Raw genomic sequence first — 19,864 nt, 5'->3', positions numbered from 1 at the left:
CTGCTTCACTAATCAGCATGCTGAACATTGCCTCATTATCTGCCTTCCGCATTTTCGAGTCGGCCGCCAGAAACGTATCGTTCCGCGCCGCGGCCGAAGAGCTAAATTTGTCGCCCAGCGCCGTCAGCCACGCGATAAAAGGTTTAGAAAAGAGTCTTGGCGTCGCCCTTTTTGAACGGACGACGCGTAACGTGACGCTCACACTTTCGGGCCAAACGATGTTGAACCATGCATCGGGCGCTTTCGAGGAGCTTCGGCGCGGTATTGAGGCAATCTCATCTAACCGCGTCCATCTCTTAAGGGTACATTGTGCGCCGAGCTTCGCGGCGCAGGTTCTGTCTCCTCTACTTCCACTGTTTCTCAAGCGAAGTCCCGGCGTAGAGGTGAGGATAGCCGCCAGCACCGCCTATGCACGTTTCGTGGACGGGCTTTTCGATTTGGACATCGTTTACGGCGAGCCGCAGAACCGCGATGACCTGATCGTGATCCCGTTGGGGGAAGAAATCGTCTCTCCGCTTTGTGCGCCGGAATTCGCAGCCACGCTGAAATCCATGCGCGATCTGGCAAGATCTCCTCTCATACGCAGCGATCTCAAACGCATACAGTGGATCGACTGGTTCGAGGCCAATGATCTTGGCCAGCCGCCGCAGCCGGCTATGTCTTTCGACCGATCTTTTCTCGCCCTTGATGCCGCGGTCAACGGTTTAGGGATAGCCCTGGAATCAAACGTGCTGGCGCGACATGCGCTGAAGAGCGGCAGGCTAGTGCGCCCGCTCGCCGACGAAGGCCGAGATCACCGCTATATAGGCCATTACCTTACCTACCCAAAGTCCGGCAGCCAGCGGCGTTTAGCCCGTGAATTCGCGGCTTGGCTGCAGCTAGAGGTTACCGGTAGCGCGTCGCAACCATTTAAGTAGGCTAAGACTGCCGTATGATAGGCGGTAACGAGAAACCCAGCGTAGCCGGCTATCTTGACCGCTGAGGTAAACCTGTTGGCAGCGGGACTTATGTCAGCAGTGAACCGACTAGAAGGTGACCTTGAAGTGTCGGATGGGGTATTTGAATCAACCCGACACAGTGTGCAGGACGTGTTAATGAGAGCGGAAAGCGCGTATCGTTTCGATGTGTCGTTTCGCCATCAGCAATGAACGTGGGGTGAATAGGCCATCCCCTGTTCTTCGGCGCAGACCTGAGCATAGATGACCTTGACCGAGAACTCCTGCTCCAACAGGGCTTTACGGTGTCATACCTGAAGATCGGCCATCTCTCGGCGCATATTTTTTTATTAGGCGCACCCAATTCCGCTTTGCTGCGGCAAAGAGCAAACGACACGTATAGCCGGAATGGCGCTATCGCACGATCAGAACAGAGGACCCTGGTTTGCGTCGTTTGTTGATCTTGAAGACGAAGGTCCAAGTTTGTGAATTAAGCAGGCCTTGAGAACTGAAGTTGCGTGTTCAAAATGCGATCTGCACTTTCATCGACCGGTTTCTGTCGCCAGCGACTTCGAATGCCGACACGGCATCGCTAAGAGGAAAAGACCCTGTTATTAGTGGCTTGAGATCAACTCGATGCTTATTAATGAGATTAACCGCCTGACCGAATTCCTCGTGAAATCGGAAGGTCCCCTTCATCTCAATTTCCTTCGCAACGACCATGTTCTGTGGAATTGAGACATCGCCTCCCAAGCCGAGTTGTACAACAGTGGATCGTGGTCGCAACACTTCTAAACCCGAACGAACGGCGCGTTCGTTGCCAGATGCTTCGAATTGAACTTCGAAATAGCCTTTGTTAGCCGAAAAGGCTGAAAGCTCCTCCGGATTTTCTGCGACATTGATGACGCGGTCGGCGCCGATGTCTACGGCCTTCTTTAACACCGCGCCCATGACATCGGTGGCCACGATTTCGCGTGCACCATGGGCGCGCGCCGCGATAATGGCGAGCGCACCGATCGGTCCACAACCCGTCACGAGAACCCGCTTGCCAGCGAGACTGCCGGCACGATTGACTGCATGAAGCGCGACAGCAAAGGGCTCTGCCATAGCGGCTTCATTAATCGAAACACCATCGGCAACCTTATGGCACTGCCAGGCTTCGGCAACCAATCGCTGACGGAACGCCCCCTGAATATGCGGCATGGGCATGGCTGACCCGTAAAAGCGCATGTTCAGGCAATGGTTTTGCTGTCCATTGAGGCAATATTCACAGTGATTGCAGGGGCGACTTGGGGAGACGGCGACTCTTTCTCCTATTGTGAGGCCAGAAACCCCTTTCCCGAGCGCTTTGATTGTACCTGCGACTTCATGACCGAGGATCATCGGTTCTCGAACGCGCACGGTGCCGAAGCCGCCGTGATTGTAATAGTGGAGATCGGATCCGCAGATGCCGCCCGCCTCGATGGCGACTTCAACCTGTCCGGCAGCAAGCGTCTCCACTTCTCTTTCCTCGATCCGCAAATCCTTAGCGGCATGAATAACGACGGCTTTCATCGGGCTATCCTCAGATGACGGGGGTTGGAAGCGTATCGCCAGCGAAGTGAGCCACGAGATTGTCGCGCACCAGCTTGCCCATTGCTTTGCGGGTTTCAATTGTGCCCGAAGCGTGATGCGGCTGCACCAGAACATTGTCGAGTTTCAAGAAGCGCGGGTTGAGATTTGGCTCCCCTTCGAACACGTCGAGCGCGGCGGATCCCAGCGTGCCGCTTTCCAACGCGTCGAGCAGCGCATCCTCATCTATATTAGAAGCACGCGAGATGTTGATCAGCATGCCTTCCGGGCCAAGAGCTTCAAGGACCTCCTTCGAAACGATATGGCGCGTGGCGGCTGAAGCGGCGAGCGTAACAAACAGGAAGTCAGAGTGCCGGGCGAGTTCGACTGGATCGGCGATGAAGGTGATGTTCTTTGCAAAATCCTTTGCCGCCACATCGCTATAGGCAATATCCATGTCGAAGCCCCTAAGGCGCTTGGTAACCTCAAAGCCTATCCGGCCTAGGCCCAGCACGCCTGCCTTCCGGCCCCAGACCTTTCGCTTTAGCGGGTAAAGGCCCTTCGCCGACCAGCTTCCGTCCTTTACCCACCGCTCCGCACCAATCATTCCGCGTGACTGAACGAGCATCATGGCCACACCGAGATCAGCGACGTCGTTGGTCAGCACATCAGGCGTGTTGGTGACGCGAATGCCACGTGCGCGACAGGCCTCGAGATTGACTGCATCGTAGCCGACCCCGTACACCGACACCACTTCCAGCTTCGGCAACCTGCCGATGAGCTCTGCCGAGGCACCGAGCTCTCCACGGGTAGCGATGCCGCGGATGTTTCCGCCATGCTGCTGCAGGAATGCGTCGCGATCTGTCGCCTCATAAAGCTTGCGAACTTCAAATTTTGCCTCGAGCTCGACCAGATCCCATTCCGGGTATGGGCCGACAAGCAGAATCTCCGGCTTGGTCATAGTGTCCTCCATGATAAATTTATCAATTGTCTGTTGCGGTCGCAAAACCGAACGCGGCGATGCGGGCGATGGCATCGTGAACGATCCGTTCGAGCGGCTGGTCGATTTCCACGGTCACTACGTCCCGCTCGCTTTGCGGTAGTTCCAGCGTGGCTAATTGGCTGTCGAGCAACGACAGCGGCATGTAATGGCCTTCGCGGGCGCCCATCCGCGAGGCTAGCAGTGTCCGCGTTCCCTGCAGGAACACGAATGTCACCGGCCGCCCTGCCCTTGCCCGCAACAGGTCGCGGTAGGACCGTTTCAGCGCGGAGCAGGAGATGATGGTGCGCGCATCGCCGAGCTCGGTGCCAAGCACGTTCAGCCAGGGCCAGCGGTCGGCATCGTCAAGCGGAATGCCATGTCGCATCTTCTCGACATTGGCGACCGGGTGACGGCTGTCGCCTTCGATGAAGCGGCAGCCAAGCGTGGATGCAAGCCGTTCGCCGACGGATGTCTTACCGCAACCGCAGACACCCATCACCACGATCGGACCGTTACTGCTTGTCGTCTCAAAGGGACGTGGTGATGCCACCGTCGACATAAAGCGTGTGTCCATTCACGAAAGAGGAAGCCTTGCCTGAGAGAAACACCGCGGCACCGACCAGTTCATCGACATTGCCCCAGCGGGCTGCTGGCGTGCGTTTTTCGAGCCAGGCTGAAAATTCCTCGCTGTCGACCAGCGCTTGGTTGAGCGGGGTTTTGAAGTAACCGGGTGCAATCGCATTCACCTGCAGGCCATGCTTGGCCCAGTCGGTGCACATGCCACGCGTGAGGTTTTTCACTGCTCCCTTGGTTGCCGTGTACGGCGCAATGCCGGGACGGGCCAGCTCGCTCTGGACGGAGGCGATGTTGATGATCTTTCCCTTACCGCGTCCGATCATGTGGCGCGCAACGGCCTGCCCGACGTAAAATACGCTGGAGATATTGGTTTTCAGCAGTTGCTCCCACCGGTCTGCCGGAAAATCCTCCAGCGGTGTGCGGAATTGCATACCGGCATTGTTGATGAGGATATCGATGGGGCCGATGTTCTGCTCGATCGCCTCAACACCCTGCTTGACCGCTTCTCCATCAGTCACGTCAAAATCTGCTGTTTCGACCGACACGCCCGTTTCAGCTTTCAGCGATGCCGCGGCTTCCGCAAGCCGCACCTTAACGCGACCATTGAGAATGACGGACGCACCGTGGTCGATGAGGCCTTTGGCAAGCGCCAGCCCGATGCCCTGCGATGAGCCCGTGATCAGGGCACGTGAACCGGAAAGATCAAAAAGTGGAAAAGTCATCGGAACCTCGTTCCTTGATCCAAGGAATATCAACATGCTTCAAGGGAGAACGGCGTGGAGAGCTTTTGCGCCGTTCAGGTGCTCGAATTCGAAAAGCCTCATGCGTTTTCGGTCGCCCTGTCGAAATCAGATATCGACGACAAGACCTTTAGCCTTCAAAACAGGCTCCAGATTGCTGACTTCAATAACGGATTTGCCCTGCTTGTAGGCTTCGATATAGCCCGCCTCGGCATCTTCACGGATCTGGGACAGTCGAGCCGATTCCCGCGCATCTTCACGCCGCACGACGACCAGACCATCCGCATCGCCAACGATGATGTCGCCTGGATTGATGATCTCGCCGCCGACGATGATGCTGTCGTTCACGGCCGCAATCGTTTCTTTCACCGTGCCCTTGATGCAGACGCTTAGCGAAAATACGGGGAAACCAAGTTCTCTGAGTTGTAGCGTGTCGCGCACGCCGGTGTCGGTCACCAGACCGCCGATGCCTTTTGCGAGGCAGGCATTGGCCAGAACGTCACCGAAAGAACCCGCTTCTTCATATTCGCCCGCGGACACGACGATGATGTCGCCCGGCTTTGCGTAGTTGATGGCGAGCTGCAACATGATGTTGTCGCGCGGCGCACATTTGACGGTAAATGCCGGGCCGCACAGCTTCATGCGGTAGTCGACCGGCTTGAGGCGAGAGGAAAGTGCGCCTTTGCGGCCCTGCGCCTCATGAATGGTGGCGGGCGAGAACTTCGAAAGAGCTTCAATGTCTGCCTTGCTTGGCCGTTCGGCAATATCTTTAATGTGGATCATAAAAACCTCCCACGGTAAGATTGGCGGCGGAAACGTCCCGCCGCTTACGTTTGATTTTTCATGTGCTGGATCGTGTCTGGCGACAGGATCAGGGGATCGGGTCGAACTTCAGCTCAGAAAGCGGAACAACCTTGTCGGTGCGGGTCATCTTGTACTCAGTGTTTGGGCCAAGCCACTTGTCCCAGATCTTGTTGATCTCACCGTCAGCGTCGAGCTTGCGAAGCACTTCGTTGATCTTCGCCGTCAGCTTCGAATTGTCCTTTGCCATACCGATGCCGATTGGCTGGTAAAGCATCGGCTCCTCGATCATGCGCATTGGCTTGCCCTTGGTCTTGGATTCATTGACGAACTTAGTCGTCGTCATGGTATTGGCCACCATGCCGCGCGCCTTACCCTGCTGAACTGCGAGGTAAGCGGATGCCGTGTCCTGGAAGGTCAAAGGCTCGGACTTGTTGAGCTTGATCGACATTTCAGAGGTCGAGCCCTTGGTGGACGCCACGCGCTGGCCTTCATAATCGGCCTTCTTCTTTCCGGCATCGTCAACCGGCACGATCAGCATTTCCTTGGCGAGATAGTACGGGTCGCTGAACTGGATCTGTTCGGCGCGGCTCTGGGTATAAGCGAGGTTGGCGACGGTGATATCGACGCGGCCGAGCTTGACTTCCGGCACGCGGGCCTCGACCGAAACCGGCTTGATTTCAGCCTTAACACCCAGTTCCTTGGCGATGGCATTGCAAAGATCGACGTCGAAACCGGCCATTTCGCGCGTCTTCGGATCGGGCGCGGCAAAAGGAACGACGTCTGCGAAAGTCGCGCAACGCAGCACCTTGTTGTTCATGATCGTGTCCAGCTGATCGGCAGCCGCTGGTGAAGCAAGCGCCGTACCGGCGAGGATGGCCGTCAGGGTAAGGGATTTCCAGTTCATTCTCGTTCTCCTCTTATTGATTGATTTATCAGTGGCGCAGATCGGCAAGGAACCGCTGCGCACGCGGATGGCGGGGTGTGTTGAAAAACTCTTCTGGCGTAGCTTTTTCAAGAATTTCACCGGCATCGATGAACCAGATGCGGTCAGCGACTTCGCGGGCAAAGCCCATCTCATGCGTCACGCACAGCATGGTCATGCCTTCGGCAGCCAGACCTTTCATGACGGAAAGCACTTCACCGACCATTTCCGGATCGAGCGCACTCGTCGGCTCATCGAACAGCATGACGGGCGGCTCCATGGCGAGCGCGCGGGCAATCGCCACACGCTGCTGCTGACCGCCGGACAGCTGGCCGGGATAAGCGCCCGCCTTGTCCGAAAGGCCAACTCTTTCGAGCAGCTTCAACGCCTTGTCACGGGCGACATCAGGTGCCACGCCCTTGACGCGGATCGGCGAAATCGTAACGTTTTCAAGGACCGAGAGATGCGGGAACAGGTTGAAGCTCTGGAACACGAAACCCACGCGGCTGCGCAGCAGGTTGAGTTCCTTCGTCTTCGTAGCAGCATGGATATCCTGACCATCCAGCGTGATCGAGCCGCTGTTGATCTCTTCGAGACGATTGACGGTGCGGATCAGCGTGGATTTACCGGAACCGGAGGGACCGCAAATGACCACCACCTCGCCGCGGGCAACTTCGGCATCGACATTCTTCAAAACCTCGTAGTCGCCATAGCTCTTGCAGACATTCGAGATGCGGATCGTCTGGTCAGTCGATGGTACTGTCATGGCTGCTCCGTTATGATTTTGGCCTGCGTCATCACCGCCTGTTGCGGACGGCTCACGACCCCGGCGCGGCGCTTGGCAATACGGCGCTCTAAAGTGTTTGCGAGATAGGTCAGGCTCCAGCAGATGGCGTAATAGACGATCGCCAGGATGAGGAAGACCTGGAATGGCTGCGTCAGAAGCTGATTGTTCACCTGGCTCGCTGCAAAGGTCAGGTCAGGCACGTTGATGACGTAACCGAGCGTGGTGTCCTTGATCGTCGCCACAAAGGTCGAGATCATGCTCGGGATCATGTTGTAGAGCGCCTGCGGCAGGATGATGAAGCGCATCGCTCCCATATAGCTATGGCCGAGCGCCCTCGCCGCATCCATCTGCCCTGCCCCTAGGGCCACGATACCGGCTCTGACGACCTCGCTGAGAAACGCGCCCTGATAAACGACCAGCGTCACCAGCATGATCGCGAAGCTCGGCACGTCCGCACCGGTCCAGAGCGGAATAAGGAAGTAGCTCCACAGAATCAGCATCAGCAGCGGTACGCCACGAGTAACATAGACCAATGCCGTCACCGGCCAGCGAAGCGCGCGCCATTTCGAAAGCCGCGCCAGCGCCATGAGGATGCTGACCGGAAATGCAAATGCAATGGCGAGTGCGGAGAGTATGATCGTATTCGCCAGACCGCCCAGCGGGCCGTTCGGATACTGACCGATCAGAAGCAGCAGCCAGTAATCGTGAACGATGGTCATCATCTCACCGATCATGCGCGTGCCCTCCATGCCGGATCGAGGCGCATCGAAAGATAGGCACCCACTGCCATGATCAGCAGCGAAATGACGAGGTAGAGCACCGTTCCAACCAGATAGATTTCGAAGGTCTGGAAGCTGAGGTTCTCGATTTCCTTGACTGCGTGGGTAAGTTCCGACGCGCCGATTACGAGTGCAAGGCTGCTGTTCTTGAACAGCGAGACACTGTGGTTGATCAGCGGTGGCAGCGCGTTCCGCACACCCTGCGGCATGATGATGAAGCGCATGGAAGAGAGATAACCATGGCCGAGCGCCTTGGCCGCTTCCATCTGCCCCGGACTGACCGAACGCAGACCAGAGCGCAAATCCTCACTGAAATAGGCCGCCTGGCAGAGCCCGAGACCTACCACGGCAAAAATCGCCTCGGCATTATGATCGATCAACCAGCCGGAGAGACCGGACGGCAGAAGCGTGAAGATACCGAAATACCACAGCATCAATTGTACCAGCGTCGGCACATTACGGTGATAAGAGACATAGGCTGCGACGATGCGATCCCCGAAACGGAATGGCGAGAACCGGATGCAGAGAAGGATCAGTGCCAGCGTCATGGCAAGCGTCCACGAGCCGAAGAAGATGATGAAGGTCATCTGAAGGCCGTGAACCAGCATCCCGATATATTCGGGATTGCTGAGGATCGCTGAAAGATCGAAGCCGCTCACGGCTTTTGCTCCTTCGCCGCTTCAGCTGCCAAGACGTCCTGAGGCTTGGTCGTTTGCAGTCCGCCCATTACCTGCAAGGTCGGCGTGATTTCCATATGGCCGATATTGACGGCGACGGGTGCGGCGATGGCAAAAGCAATCGCATCGGCGATGTCTTCAGCCTTCGGCAGTTCGAAACCGTCGATGAAACGCTCGCGTATGCTCGGATCGTTGCCGTGGACGTGGTTGAAAATGTCCGTAGCGACGCGACCAGGGCAAATCTCGGTGACACGGACGCGCTTGCCGAATGCGTCGATCCGCAGCTGGTTCGACAGCATGGCGACGCCTGCCTTGACGGCGTGATAGGTGGAATTACCGCCGAAATTATAGTTTCCGGCAATAGAGGAAATGTTGATGACGTGACCGCGATCACGCTCCACCATGCCCGGCACGACAAGGCGGCAGATATGCAGCACGGCACGAAGATTCACATCAACGAGGAGATCGATGTCTTCCGCATCCGCCTGAAGAAACTTTTTCGGTCTGTCGACACCTGCGTTGTTTACCAGAATGTCGAACTGCACCTTGTCGGCAAGCTCGGTCAAAGCTGCGCGGTCCGTCACGTCGATGGCGTGCGAGATGCAGCCGGTGCGATTGGCCAGATCGTTCAACGCATCTGCATTGCGAGCGATGGCATGGACTTCGATATTTTCGCGGCGGAGCCGCTCTACGACTGCGGCGCCGATACCGGATGAAGCACCGGTGACCAATGCGGTCTTGTAATCGGAGAATGGCATTCTGATCCCCTTTTTTGTTGTCGTGAACATTAGCGAAGCTTTGTTGCCTTGCCTAAGACCGATTACTTTTGAGGTAATAAGTAAGTTTTATGGAGCGCCGCAAAAGGCGTCTTTGCCTGCATGGAACGGGCCAATCCTCATGATTGCCTTGACCATGAGCGGCGCTCCGCGTTGCAAAAGAGGCGATAGGCTGTAAGCTATCGGCAACCGCAAATACTTTCGCATCAGCATGGACATCAGACGCTTAAAATCATTCATCGTCATCGTGGACAGCGGTAGCATAACGCGCGCTGCCGACATTCTTCATCTCGCGCAACCGGCGCTTAGCCAGCAGCTCGCTGCACTGGAAGAGCACTTTGGGCAGAAGCTGCTCATCCGCAGTCAGCAGGGCGTAACGATGACGGACGCGGGCCACGCCGTTTATCGCCATGCGCAAATCATCCTTCGGCAAATGGAACAGGCGCAGATGGACGCGTCGGCAGCGGGAAATTCGATTGCTGGCCGGGTATCCGTTGGTCTGGTGCCGTTCAGTAGTGCTGCCACTCTATCAGTCGATCTCCTTGCGGAAACACGCAAGCGTCATCCCGGCATCCTCATTCATCTGACCGAAAGCGTCGGGCAGACCTACAGCCAGATGATCATGAACGGCCGGCTGGAACTGGCATTGATACACGGCGTCGGCCCCATTAAGGGGGTGCGTTTCGAGCCGCTGCTGAGCGAAGAATTCTATCTCGTCGCGCACCGCGATTTCGCGATCGAATCGGACACGAAGCCGATGCCTATTGCCGCACTGGATGGCGTGCCGATGCTGATGCCACCTGCCTACAACTTCGTGCGTCGTGCCGTGGACGTGGCGTTTACCCGAAGCCGGGTCAACCTCAAGGTCGTGGCGGAAGTGGAAATCGTCAGAACGCTGGCCCGCGCTGTCGCAAGTGGGCTCGGAGCGACAATCATGCCGAAGGCGATTGCCGACCGGATCGTTTCGGAAACCAGCGAACCTCTGGTCTGCCGTCTGCTCTCTCCCCGGATCGAGGAAACTCTGTCACTCTGCACGTCCGATCAGAACTCGCTGTCTGAACCGGCTTTTGCCGTGAAGGATATTCTCGTTGAACTGACCGAGAACTTGAAGCTTTAACGAAGTTCACTGGCCCGGTTACCAAGCCAGTGAACGTTTCTTCAATCAACGCATGTCCTTGCAGAACTGCGCAATGCGGGCGCAACCCTCGTTCAGCATTTCCATGCTCGTGGCGTAAGAAATACGGAAATAGGGGCTCATGCCGTAAGCTGCTCCCTGCACGGTGGCGACGTGATGCTCATCTACCAGCGCCATGACGAAATCAACGTCACCTTCGATCTTGCGCCCGCCCTTCGTTGTCTTGCCAATGAGGCCGGACATGTTCGGGTAGAGATAGAACGCGCCTTCCGGCTTGTGACAGCGCAGGCCGTCGATTTCGGCAAGCTTTCCCAAAACGAAATCACGGCGTTCGCGGTAGATCGCGGCGCGCTCCTTCAGCAAATCCTGCGGTCCATCCAGTGCCGCGATCGCTGCAGCCTGAGAAACGGTGGCAATGCCGCCGCTGTTCTGGCCGTTCACGTTGCTGATGGCGGCGATTAGTTCCTTCGAACCGCTGGCGCAATAACCTAGACGCCAGCCGGTCATCGCATAGGCTTTCGACACGCCGTTCATCGTCAGGACACGGTCGTAAAGCCGTGGCTCGACATCGGCGATCGTGCCGAATTCGAATCCATCGTAAACCAGATGCTCATAAATATCGTCCGTCAGTATCCAGACATGCGGATGTCGCAGCATCACTTCTGCAATCGCCGTCATCTCGACGCGCGAGCAGGCGGCACCGGTCGGATTGTTCGGGAAGTTCAGGAAAAGCCATTTCGTGCGGGGTGTTATCGCTGCTTCCAGATCTTCCGGACGAAGCTTGAAACCCGTCTGTTCGAAACAAGGAACGGCGACGGGAACACCTCCGGCGAATTTGACGATATCCGCATAGCTGACCCATGACGGGGTCGGAATGACCACCTCATCGCCAGGGTTACAGGTGGCCAGCATGGCATTGAAAATCACCTGTTTGCCGCCACCCGATACGATGATCTGGCTGGCATCATAGGTCAGATTGTTGTCACGCTTGAATTTTCTGGCAATCGCCGCCTTGATTGCGGGCGTGCCATCCATCGGCGGGTACTTGGTCTGTCCGCCAAGAGCAGCCTCATGTGCGGCCTCTATGGCATGTGCAGGTGTCGGGAAATCCGGCTCGCCCGAGGAAAGACTGACAACCTTGATCCCTTGGCCTGCCAGCTCTCTGGCACGCTGGGTCATGGCGGCTGAAGCAGAAATCGAGACGTTCTTCAATCGATCGGCGGTGGAGGACATTGGCGTAATCTTTCAGTGAGATGGACAAACAGGGCCGAACAGCGGCCGTTAAGAGGCAAGTTCGGAAGCAGGCGCGAGCGTTGCGCCCGAAGAGATGATTTCGCTGCGAACGATAGATGCGAGTTCCAGTGACCCGGGCGTATCGCTGTGGACGAGGATCGACCTGGCAGGCATAGAAATAATGGTGCCATCGATGGCCTCGACCGTTCCTTGCGTGAGGAAGCGGCGGACGCGGGCGCGCACCGATGGCTCGTCCTTGACCAAGGCCCCCGGAAGGCCTCGCGCAACGAGGCTGCCCTTTACATCATAGGCACGGTCGGCCAGAAACAGCGCCAGCGTTTTCAGCCCGGCGCGCTTTGCCGCTCTTTCTATCTCGCTTTCCGGCGTTACGAAGACGACCAGCTTGGGATCGACTGCGGAAATGGCGTTCATCATCATGTCGGCAAGGGCGGGATCGCGATTGACCATGTTTCCCATCGCCGCGTGGAAGCTGAAATGGCCGACGTCCATGCCTTCGCTTCTGGCAATCGCAATCAGAGCGCCGAGTTGGTAGAGCATCTGCTGGCGCAGCTCATCCGGTTGAAACGGTAGCTCGCGGCGACCGAAACTCGAGCGATCCGGCAGGCCGGGATGGGCACCGATGCCGACGCCGTTCTGTTTGGCGAGACGCACCATGCGCGCCATCGTATCCGGGTCGCCCCCATGGAACCCGCAGGCTATATTGGCCGAGGAGACAAGCTTCATCATCGCTTCGTCGTCGCACAGTCGATATAGGCCGAAGCCCTCGCCCATGTCAGAATTGAGATCGATCTTCATAACGTCCTCCCTCTCCCTCAGGCCATTGCAATCAGAGCGCGTTTAACCATCGGTACGGTTTGCCGGATATCTTCGACATAGCGCGCGACCGCCTGCTCCACCCGCCGTGCCTCCTCATGGGTCGACCTGACGAACTTGATCTTGCCGCCCGCGCGCGCCTGACCTAGCCGCCAGAGATCGGCCTCGATCACGCCTGCGATCTTCGGATAGCCGCCCGCCGTATTTGCATCGCTCATCTGGATGATCGGCTCGCCGCCCGGCGGAACCTGCACCACGCCCGGAACCACACCGTGAGAGCGCATTTCGATGGTCTCGGTCGGCTTGATCGGATCGCCGGAGAGCCGGTAACCGGTTCGGTCGCTGCGTGAGGAAATCTTCCAGGTCTGGGCCCAAAACGCTTCGCCATCATCGCTGAAAAGGTGATGTTCGCCGGCCGAGATGGCGCGAACCAGCAAAACGCCATCGACAATGGGCGGGAAAAGATCGGCTAAAGCACGGGATGGCTCGACCGCGGCGAGACCATTCGAAGGCGGCGGTGCCGGATCAGCAACCTCGCCGATTTCCAGCCTGTCGCCGTTAGCCAGAGGCCGTCCTTCGTGGCCGCCGAAATTGCCACGCAGCGCGGTGCTTCGCGATCCCATCAGCACCGGTACATCCAGGCCGCCAGCTACAGCAATGTATGAGCGCGCGAGTGTAGGTGGTTGATACAGTTCCAGAACGGCGCCCTCTTTTGCAAGATGCGCGCACCATGGCAACAGTGGATTGCCATCCAGTAGGGGGACGTTGTCTGCGCCTGCTGTAGCGAACACGGCGGAGGCAGAAAACCGCAGTTTGAAGGGAAATGTCTGGACCTCAATGACCGCAGCGTCGATAGCGTTTCCGAGCAAAGCGTTGCCAACGTGAACCGCAAGTGGGTCCATTGCGCCACCAGCAGTGACGCCGATATCGCGAAAGCCGGGACGCCCCAGATCCTGCACGGTATTGAACGGGCCGGTTTCGATGATTTCGATCATAGCTCTATCCTTGCAGGAATGAAGCGAACCGTATCTCCGGGCGCTAGCAGTGCAGGTCGGGAGGCGGCAGGATCGAACATTTGCAAATCCGCGTAACCAATTGAATTCCAACCGTTAGGGCCGGTCAGCATGGCAACACCCGTCTGCATCCCACCGATGGTTACACAGCCCTTTTCCATCTTGATCGACGGCACCGTTTTTCGCGGCATGTAAATGCGCTGATCCAGCCCGTGTAGGTAACCGAAGCCCGGCGCGCTGCCGAGCGCAAAGACGCGGTAAGTCGCTTCATAATGGATGCGCACCACCTCACGGTCGCTCAGGTCTGCGAAATCGCAGAGCGTCGCAAGGTCCGTCGCGTACTCTCCGCCGTAGTGAACGGGTATCTCTACGGTTTTTCCCGCAAGATCGAGGCTGGTGGCGCTGTCCCATGCTTCGAGCAACCGGGCGACGACGGCTTCCGGGTTCTCGGGCGTTTCCTTCAGGATCGTCAGAATATTGGTCATGCCGGGAATGACTTCCGCGACCTCCGGCCATACGCCCACAGTTTGCGACAAAGCCCAGATCCAGCGCTGGGCTGGCAGATCGAATTCGCCAGGTGCTTCCAGCAGAAACGACCGCGAGCCGATGAACGACACGCGTGCCTGTCCCTTGACTGCTGGCTGAATGTCATGCCGGAACGGGAGAATGCTTTGAGTGGCAATCATGAGTGAAGCTCGATTTCGAACAGAGGATCACCGAAACCGACCAGTGCATCCTGCTCGGCAAGCTGACCGGTCAGCAAACCGGCGCGACCGGCAATGACGGGAACGAGAACATGGCCGATGCGGATGAACCCGACCACAGTGTCCGTAGTAACGGGACGCGGGAACGCCTCTCCATCAGCAGGGGGAGCGAGGTGAAAAAGACCGGCTATCGGTGCTTTCACTGTCGTGGCCGACGTTAGTTGGGCGGACATGGCTTTCGAAGATATCACGGCCTTCCCGGATGACGGTACGACCAGCTTTACCCCCGTATCGGGCGTGGTGATCTCCAGCCCCTCGACGCCTGCTGTCGTCAGCATCTCCGTCAAGGCTGCGAGAGTGGCGGGATCGGTAAAATCGAGCCTGCTCATGCCGCTCTCCAAGCTGTAAGCCATTGCTCGAGATAATGAATATCGGTCTCCCCTTCCGCAAACGCAGCGTCCTCGAACAGCGCGCAAAGGAGCGGAAGATTGGTGGAAATACCGTTCACGCGGGTTTCGGCCAGAGCATTGCGCATCCGCGCCATCGCTTCGCCGCGTGTCGGAGCGTGTACGATCAGCTTGGCGATAAGGGAGTCGTAGTAGGGCGAAACGCGATATCCTTTGTGAATGTGCGTATCGATGCGAATGCCCTCTCCCTTAGGCCAGGAAACATCCGTCAACACGCCCGCGGACGGCAGGAATGTATCCGGGTCTTCGGCATTGATGCGGCATTCGAAGGAATGCCCGGTGCAGAGGACGTCTTGCTGTCGAAGCTCAAGATGTTGCCCTTGAGCGGATTTGATCTGCGCCTGAACGATGTCGATTCCGCTCGTCATCTCGGTGACCGGGTGCTCGACTTGTAGGCGCGTATTCATCTCGATGAAATAGAACCTGCCGTCTTCATAAAGGAACTCGAACGTGCCGACACCCCGATAGCCGATCTGCTGGCAGGCCTCGACGCACGCGAGCCCCACGGGTCGAATGATCGCCTCGGAGATACCGGGTGCTGGCGCTTCCTCGACCACCTTCTGGTGACGTCGCTGCATCGAACAATCACGGTGACCGAGCCAGATGGCATTGCCATGCGTATCGCACAGCACCTGTATCTCGATATGGCGTGGACGCTGGAGAAACTTTTCTATGTAGAGAGCGGCAGAACCGAAGGCCTGCCGCGCCTCCTCACGGGTCAACGTAACGGCCTCGCGAAGCGCCGAAGCCTGATGCACCACCCGCATACCACGCCCGCCGCCGCCGCCCGCCGCCTTGATGATGACTGGATACCCGATCTCCTCTGCGATAGACTCAATCGTTTCCAGATTATCGGGAAGCGCCGTGTCAGGGCCGGGAACGCACGGCACGCCCGCCGTGATCATGGTACGCTTGGCGGCAATCTTGTCTCCCATCGTTGCAATCGATTTGGCATCCGGGCCGATGAAAACGAGCCCGGCGTTCTCGATAGCCTCCGAGAAAGCCGCGTTTTCCGAGAGAAAGCCGTAACCAGGGTGAATTGCGCCAGCACCTGTCAAACGCGCCGCCAGCAATATGGCGTCCTTGTTAAGATAGCTTTTCGTCGCGCTTGCGGGGCCGACGCACAGAAACGTGTCGGCAGCCTCACCATACGAAGCCTGCCTGTCGGCCTCGGAACACACCGCGACTATTTTCAAATCCAGTTCTCGGCACGCGCGCTGGATACGTGCGGCAATCTCGCCGCGATTGGCGATAAGGACCGTATCGAAAAGCGGCTCTTTTTCGTTTAAACCGTCCGCCATTACGCAATCTCCGCCAAGAGTTCATTGGCGTCGACTTCTCCACCATCGATGTCCGTCAGGAAAGTGATGCGCCCGGCGCATGGGGCCGTGATTTTGTTAAACACCTTCATGGCCTCCACGATGAACAGCGTGTCGCCTTCTTCGACGATATCTCCGGCATAAACGAAAGGAGGCTGGCCCGGAGCGGAGGCGCGATGGAGAACGCCGAAAATCGGTGCGCGCACAGCCGTGGAAAGACTGGGGCTCTCGGATGCCTTGAGGTCTGTGTCACTTGATATCTCGGGGTCCGCATCAACGGTCGCAGCTACACCATCATTTGCGCTCCGAAAAATTCGAACGGTCACGTCTTTGCGGGTAACCGTCAGTTCGGAGACATTTGATCGTCCGACAAAATCGATAAGCGTTTTTATCTTCGACAGGTCCATAAGCATACTCGGCATCGTTGGGAGCCGCCGGGGCGAACTGCTACGCACAGCAGATCAACATCGGCGCCCTTAGACGTAACACGAGCAGCAAAGCGATGGGGTCAGAAGAACTTTTGATGACCCTCTAGCAATCGCAAGGTTTCGATATCACGGTAGACGCTGCGCTTCGACACGCTGAGATCACATGCAAGCTCAATGGCGGTGACGGGTCGCCGTCTTGCGCGCGGCACACTGAGCAACTCAAACAGACGGCTTTTCCCCGACATGTCTGGCTATCGGAGATGTTCGTTAGAGATAAGCGTGCCCTCTGCCCGCACCGGATGCCACATCAAATCGTGGCGGACAGTCTGGCAGTTCACGAACGGGGCTTTATTTCTTGAAAAAGCGCTTCGCTAATCAGCCCAGACTATTGCCCGCCGCCTTTAGATGTCTTGCAGCCAGTTCCAGGCCATGGTCTTCAGCCAAGTCTTGGAGCATGCGACAGAGCTCCTTGATGTGCTCCCGCGCGGAGTTAACGGCGACAGTCGGGACAGTCGTGACGAAGCCTGCATAATGTGTGGGAGTTCCGTCAAGATCTCGGATGCAGCGACCAAAGGCTGAAACCGCTATCTTCTTGCCGTTGCGATGAGACACGACATACTTCTGCGCGTAAAAGGCGCCGGTTGTGATGGCCTCATGAACCGCTTTTGCAAGACGGGGCCGGTCTTCGTCCGAGATCCGAGACAAAATGAGATCGATCGGCACGCCTTTTGAAAGTTCATCCTGATCGATATCGAACAAGGTCGCCATGACATGATCGCCACAGTTTCGGTCCTGTTCAAGATCCCATGTGAAAAATCCGACACTGTCGGACACCAATGATATGCTCCAATCGTCGATAAGGTTTGGACTGCTTGCCTGCATTCAACACCCCCTTCATGCCGCTTGCCCTGGCGGCAGAATAAATCACCGGGAACGTCGATGGAAGCGTTGGACGAAACTCAATCACAGGATGTTTACATGTCTCATCTCAGGAAGAGGCATTGGGCATCCCGCACTTGCCAATTTTTATTGTATGTATCCTTTCAAACTTGCACGTCACGTCGATATGGCTCAAAAGCTGATCGGCAACGACAGGAGCTGCAGATACAGATGGCAAACGGTACAGTAAAATTCTTCGCGCAGGACAAGGGCTTTGGCTTCATCACGCCTGATGATGGCGGTCAGGACGTCTTCGTTCACGTTTCCGCCCTTGGTTACGGCGGTGCGCTGCGTGAAGGCGACAAGGTCAGCTACGATGTTGGCCAGGATCGCAAGACCGGCAAGTCCAAAGCCGAGAACGTTCAGGTTCTCTAATCGCCAGCTGGCTCAATGGGGCAGATCACAATAACGCCCTGCTTGGATATTGACGACGTAAACTCTTTCTCGCGAGGGCTCTGTGTGGGCCCTTGCAGATCTCAGCCAAATTCGACCATTAAACATTGCGAGTTCAAGCGCGCAAATTGATCCTCGTGCCGCTGTCGAGAACGATGTGCAGATCGCGGATCATCGTTGCGGCAGTGATCATTGCCGCTTTGACCTGATCATCGCTTCGCCAGCCACGCTCGATTGCCAGTGCCGTTGTGTGAAGCTCGACAACCGCGTCGCGGCCCGGACCTCTGGGTATGCCGATCTGATCACGAAGATCGCGGATCGTCGCGACAGCGCGCTCCAGCATCCTGCGCTTCTGATAGGCGTCAAGCTGCTCGATCCGGTTGGCATCGCGGACAAGCTCGCCGATAAAATCTGTTGCCGTGCTCATCACCGCAATCTGGCTCTGTTTGATCGTGAGTCAATTGCCGACCCATTGCCAACCACTGCACAGATGACGTTCTTGTTGCGCTCGTGTCTTTGCGGAGACATGGGCGCCAATCAAAGCGACGGCAATCAATCTCTGGCATTCCCTCGCACTGCGTGCGCAGGCCTTGCGCTCTCTACGGCCCTCGTTGGTAAGAGCGTTCGCTCCAGGCCTGACTGGAGAGCGAACCGCACCAGATGAGGTCGGAACGATCGTTAAAGGCAGATCGAGACGGGTTCGTTGCGACCCTATTCCTCGACGGTATCTGGATCGATCGGTTCGATCGGCTCCTGACACAGGCCCATCGCCTGTTCTGCCAGCGCCGATAGTCGCTGTGCGATCTCGCCCAGATCCAGATCGTTGGCGTGTTCAGCTGTGTCGCTCATTCGAAAGTGTCCCGCATTGTCCCGCGCCTACAAACGGTATTGAGCTCCAGACGTTCCGCAAGCTACTTAGAAAATAACACCGGTCAGGCAAAGCGAACCACTGGCTGGTGGTTCCTCAGATCGTTTTCGCCATTAGCGCGTCAAGCTGCCGTACCGAAGTCTTCGCGACCGGCGGATGAAAAAGAACCAAGGACGACGGCTCACGGGTCAGACGCGGCTGCACAATCTGCTTCAGCATTATGCGCAGATGCGGCCAGGGATCGGCTTCCTGTTGTAGACCAGGATCCTTCATCACAAGCAGGCAATGGAGCTTGGCCGCAATTTCGATGAGGTGGTACGGCTGCATGACGAGCAACACCCGCCCGGCAATTCCCTCCAGGCTTTTGCTATGCTCTTCCGACAGAAGTGCTGCGGTGTAGCCGATCCGCTGATTGGCCTTTTGCCATTGCCGCTGACGCTGGCGCAAAAGCGCCCTCGCCTTTGCCACCTCGCCTGCTCCGATCGTTTCTCTCAGTGCAGTGATCTCTTTCAAGGAGCGGACAATCCGAGGCGCCCCCTCCCCGACAACTTCAATCCTCACCTCGCTATGCAGACCAACTTCGTCACGCATTTGCCGTTCACGCTTCTTGCGCACCGCTGTGGCATGCAGGCGCTTCTGATGCAGGTTCCACCAGTTGGGCCAAAGCTCGCTGACACGCGTGGGTCCGGCAACAGTGCGTCGTGGGATTTCAGCAAGGCGCTCCTCCAGAACACGCGCCGCAACCGACAGAAGATTACGGCGAGTGATCACGTGCGGCATTTTTTTCGACGCATCACCCCTCGATCGCTTCTTTCCGCACGAAATTGTAGGCAAAGTTCTGCTATTCTCAGAATCAGCCATGATCTAAGCTCCAGACAGCTAGGTTGTGGTTAGGTCGAGGCTGGTGTTCCAGCACTACCTCGACCGCACTCATTAGAATTTGGGCGAGTGTCGCCCCACTCATAGATTATGTCAAGGTTTTAATGTTGCCAACTGCTGATC

At 57.2% G+C, this 19,864-nt stretch carries 25 protein-coding genes; 3 read left to right on the top strand and 22 right to left on the bottom strand.

Going from position 1 to position 19,864, the window contains the following annotated elements:
- The first annotated feature begins 17 nt into the window (after nt 1-17).
- Nucleotides 18-917, top strand: coding sequence for a LysR substrate-binding domain-containing protein (locus tag CFBP5473_RS21735; RefSeq protein ID WP_027676755.1), 900 nt, complete (start codon nt 18-20; stop codon nt 915-917).
- Nucleotides 918-1,457: 540 nt separating this feature from the next.
- Here the strand turns inward: CFBP5473_RS21735 and CFBP5473_RS21730 are convergent.
- The 10 genes from CFBP5473_RS21730 to CFBP5473_RS21685 form a co-directional block, all read right to left on the bottom strand.
- Nucleotides 1,458-2,489, bottom strand: coding sequence for an L-idonate 5-dehydrogenase (locus CFBP5473_RS21730; RefSeq protein WP_027676754.1), 1,032 nt, complete (start codon nt 2,487-2,489; stop codon nt 1,458-1,460).
- Nucleotides 2,490-2,499: 10 nt separating this feature from the next.
- On the bottom strand, nt 2,500-3,447 hold the full coding sequence (locus tag CFBP5473_RS21725) for a 2-hydroxyacid dehydrogenase (RefSeq protein ID WP_136954424.1): 948 nt from the start codon (nt 3,445-3,447) through the stop codon (nt 2,500-2,502).
- Nucleotides 3,448-3,469: 22 nt separating this feature from the next.
- Entirely contained in the window at nt 3,470-4,027 is a 558-nt protein-coding gene (locus CFBP5473_RS21720; RefSeq protein ID WP_037171730.1) for a gluconokinase, read from the bottom strand.
- The gene (locus CFBP5473_RS21715) at nt 3,996-4,766 is read right to left on the bottom strand and encodes an SDR family oxidoreductase (RefSeq protein WP_027676973.1); all 771 of its coding nucleotides are present in this window, start codon (nt 4,764-4,766) and stop codon (nt 3,996-3,998) included. The genes CFBP5473_RS21720 and CFBP5473_RS21715 overlap by 32 nt, the downstream gene beginning before the upstream one ends.
- Before the next feature lie 126 nt (nt 4,767-4,892).
- Nucleotides 4,893-5,567 carry a 4-carboxy-4-hydroxy-2-oxoadipate aldolase/oxaloacetate decarboxylase gene (locus CFBP5473_RS21710; protein WP_027676972.1) on the bottom strand — a complete coding sequence of 225 codons (675 nt, stop codon included), beginning with the start codon at nt 5,565-5,567 and terminating at the stop codon, nt 4,893-4,895.
- Between the two features lie 88 nt (nt 5,568-5,655).
- Nucleotides 5,656-6,492 carry an ABC transporter substrate-binding protein gene (locus tag CFBP5473_RS21705; protein WP_027676971.1) on the bottom strand — a complete coding sequence of 279 codons (837 nt, stop codon included), beginning with the start codon at nt 6,490-6,492 and terminating at the stop codon, nt 5,656-5,658.
- 28 nt (nt 6,493-6,520) lie between these two features.
- The gene (locus CFBP5473_RS21700; protein ID WP_027676970.1) at nt 6,521-7,276 is read right to left on the bottom strand and encodes an amino acid ABC transporter ATP-binding protein; all 756 of its coding nucleotides are present in this window, start codon (nt 7,274-7,276) and stop codon (nt 6,521-6,523) included.
- Complete coding sequence (locus tag CFBP5473_RS21695; RefSeq protein WP_027676969.1) at nt 7,273-8,031, bottom strand: amino acid ABC transporter permease; 759 nt, start codon at nt 8,029-8,031, stop codon at nt 7,273-7,275. The genes CFBP5473_RS21700 and CFBP5473_RS21695 overlap by 4 nt, the downstream gene beginning before the upstream one ends.
- Nucleotides 8,028-8,735 (bottom strand): amino acid ABC transporter permease, encoded by a 708-nt coding sequence (locus CFBP5473_RS21690; protein WP_027676968.1) that lies wholly within the window; start codon nt 8,733-8,735, stop codon nt 8,028-8,030. Before CFBP5473_RS21690 ends, CFBP5473_RS21695 begins: the two co-directional genes overlap by 4 nt.
- Nucleotides 8,732-9,511 carry an SDR family oxidoreductase gene (locus CFBP5473_RS21685; protein WP_027676967.1) on the bottom strand — a complete coding sequence of 260 codons (780 nt, stop codon included), beginning with the start codon at nt 9,509-9,511 and terminating at the stop codon, nt 8,732-8,734. The genes CFBP5473_RS21690 and CFBP5473_RS21685 overlap by 4 nt, the downstream gene beginning before the upstream one ends.
- 229 nt (nt 9,512-9,740) lie before the next feature.
- On the opposite strand from CFBP5473_RS21685, the gene nac reads away from it, so the two are divergent.
- A complete protein-coding gene (gene nac, locus CFBP5473_RS21680) occupies nt 9,741-10,646 on the top strand; it encodes a nitrogen assimilation transcriptional regulator NAC (protein ID WP_027676966.1) in 906 nt (301 codons plus the stop codon).
- Nucleotides 10,647-10,691: 45 nt separating this feature from the next.
- On the opposite strand, the gene CFBP5473_RS21675 is transcribed toward nac, so the two are convergent.
- The 9 genes from CFBP5473_RS21675 to CFBP5473_RS21635 form a co-directional block, all read right to left on the bottom strand.
- Nucleotides 10,692-11,897: a pyridoxal phosphate-dependent aminotransferase gene (locus tag CFBP5473_RS21675; protein ID WP_027676965.1), complete on the bottom strand. Its 1,206-nt coding sequence runs from the start codon at nt 11,895-11,897 to the stop codon at nt 10,692-10,694.
- A 48-nt stretch (nt 11,898-11,945) separates the two neighbouring features.
- The gene (locus tag CFBP5473_RS21670; protein ID WP_027676964.1) at nt 11,946-12,713 is read right to left on the bottom strand and encodes a 5-oxoprolinase subunit PxpA; all 768 of its coding nucleotides are present in this window, start codon (nt 12,711-12,713) and stop codon (nt 11,946-11,948) included.
- A gap of 17 nt (nt 12,714-12,730) precedes the next feature.
- A complete protein-coding gene (locus CFBP5473_RS21665; protein WP_027676963.1) occupies nt 12,731-13,726 on the bottom strand; it encodes a 5-oxoprolinase subunit C family protein in 996 nt (331 codons plus the stop codon).
- Nucleotides 13,723-14,430 (bottom strand): 5-oxoprolinase subunit PxpB, encoded by a 708-nt coding sequence (pxpB, locus tag CFBP5473_RS21660; RefSeq protein WP_027676962.1) that lies wholly within the window; start codon nt 14,428-14,430, stop codon nt 13,723-13,725. The genes CFBP5473_RS21665 and pxpB overlap by 4 nt, the downstream gene beginning before the upstream one ends.
- Nucleotides 14,427-14,837, bottom strand: a complete 411-nt coding sequence (locus CFBP5473_RS21655) for a hypothetical protein (RefSeq protein WP_027676961.1) — start codon at nt 14,835-14,837, stop codon at nt 14,427-14,429. Before CFBP5473_RS21655 ends, pxpB begins: the two co-directional genes overlap by 4 nt.
- Complete coding sequence (locus CFBP5473_RS21650) at nt 14,834-16,216, bottom strand: acetyl-CoA carboxylase biotin carboxylase subunit (protein ID WP_027676960.1); 1,383 nt, start codon at nt 16,214-16,216, stop codon at nt 14,834-14,836. Before CFBP5473_RS21650 ends, CFBP5473_RS21655 begins: the two co-directional genes overlap by 4 nt.
- Nucleotides 16,216-16,641 (bottom strand): acetyl-CoA carboxylase biotin carboxyl carrier protein, encoded by a 426-nt coding sequence (locus CFBP5473_RS21645; protein WP_027676959.1) that lies wholly within the window; start codon nt 16,639-16,641, stop codon nt 16,216-16,218. The genes CFBP5473_RS21650 and CFBP5473_RS21645 overlap by 1 nt, the downstream gene beginning before the upstream one ends.
- A 101-nt stretch (nt 16,642-16,742) precedes the next feature.
- Nucleotides 16,743-16,907: an HTH domain-containing protein gene (locus CFBP5473_RS21640; protein WP_084631817.1), complete on the bottom strand. Its 165-nt coding sequence runs from the start codon at nt 16,905-16,907 to the stop codon at nt 16,743-16,745.
- A 130-nt stretch (nt 16,908-17,037) separates the two neighbouring features.
- Nucleotides 17,038-17,544, bottom strand: a complete 507-nt coding sequence (locus CFBP5473_RS21635) for a PAS domain-containing protein (RefSeq protein WP_051441410.1) — start codon at nt 17,542-17,544, stop codon at nt 17,038-17,040.
- 228 nt (nt 17,545-17,772) lie between these two features.
- Here CFBP5473_RS21635 and CFBP5473_RS21630 point away from each other — a divergent pair, with 228 nt between their 5' ends.
- Nucleotides 17,773-17,976 carry a cold-shock protein gene (locus CFBP5473_RS21630; protein ID WP_027676958.1) on the top strand — a complete coding sequence of 68 codons (204 nt, stop codon included), beginning with the start codon at nt 17,773-17,775 and terminating at the stop codon, nt 17,974-17,976.
- Nucleotides 17,977-18,109: 133 nt separating this feature from the next.
- Here the strand turns inward: CFBP5473_RS21630 and CFBP5473_RS21625 are convergent, their stop codons facing one another.
- The 3 genes from CFBP5473_RS21625 to CFBP5473_RS21620 form a co-directional block, all read right to left on the bottom strand.
- Nucleotides 18,110-18,421 (bottom strand): hypothetical protein, encoded by a 312-nt coding sequence (locus CFBP5473_RS21625; protein WP_027676957.1) that lies wholly within the window; start codon nt 18,419-18,421, stop codon nt 18,110-18,112.
- A 284-nt stretch (nt 18,422-18,705) separates the two neighbouring features.
- Complete coding sequence (locus tag CFBP5473_RS25135; protein ID WP_157835819.1) at nt 18,706-18,843, bottom strand: hypothetical protein; 138 nt, start codon at nt 18,841-18,843, stop codon at nt 18,706-18,708.
- 115 nt (nt 18,844-18,958) lie between these two features.
- The gene (locus CFBP5473_RS21620) at nt 18,959-19,723 is read right to left on the bottom strand and encodes a hypothetical protein (RefSeq protein WP_136954423.1); all 765 of its coding nucleotides are present in this window, start codon (nt 19,721-19,723) and stop codon (nt 18,959-18,961) included.
- Between the last annotated feature and the right edge of the window lie 141 nt (nt 19,724-19,864).

This window comes from Agrobacterium larrymoorei (assembly GCF_005145045.1).
In the GTDB taxonomy this organism is placed as follows: domain Bacteria; phylum Pseudomonadota; class Alphaproteobacteria; order Rhizobiales; family Rhizobiaceae; genus Agrobacterium; species Agrobacterium larrymoorei.
This window is presented reverse-complemented; position numbering and strand designations above follow the sequence as displayed.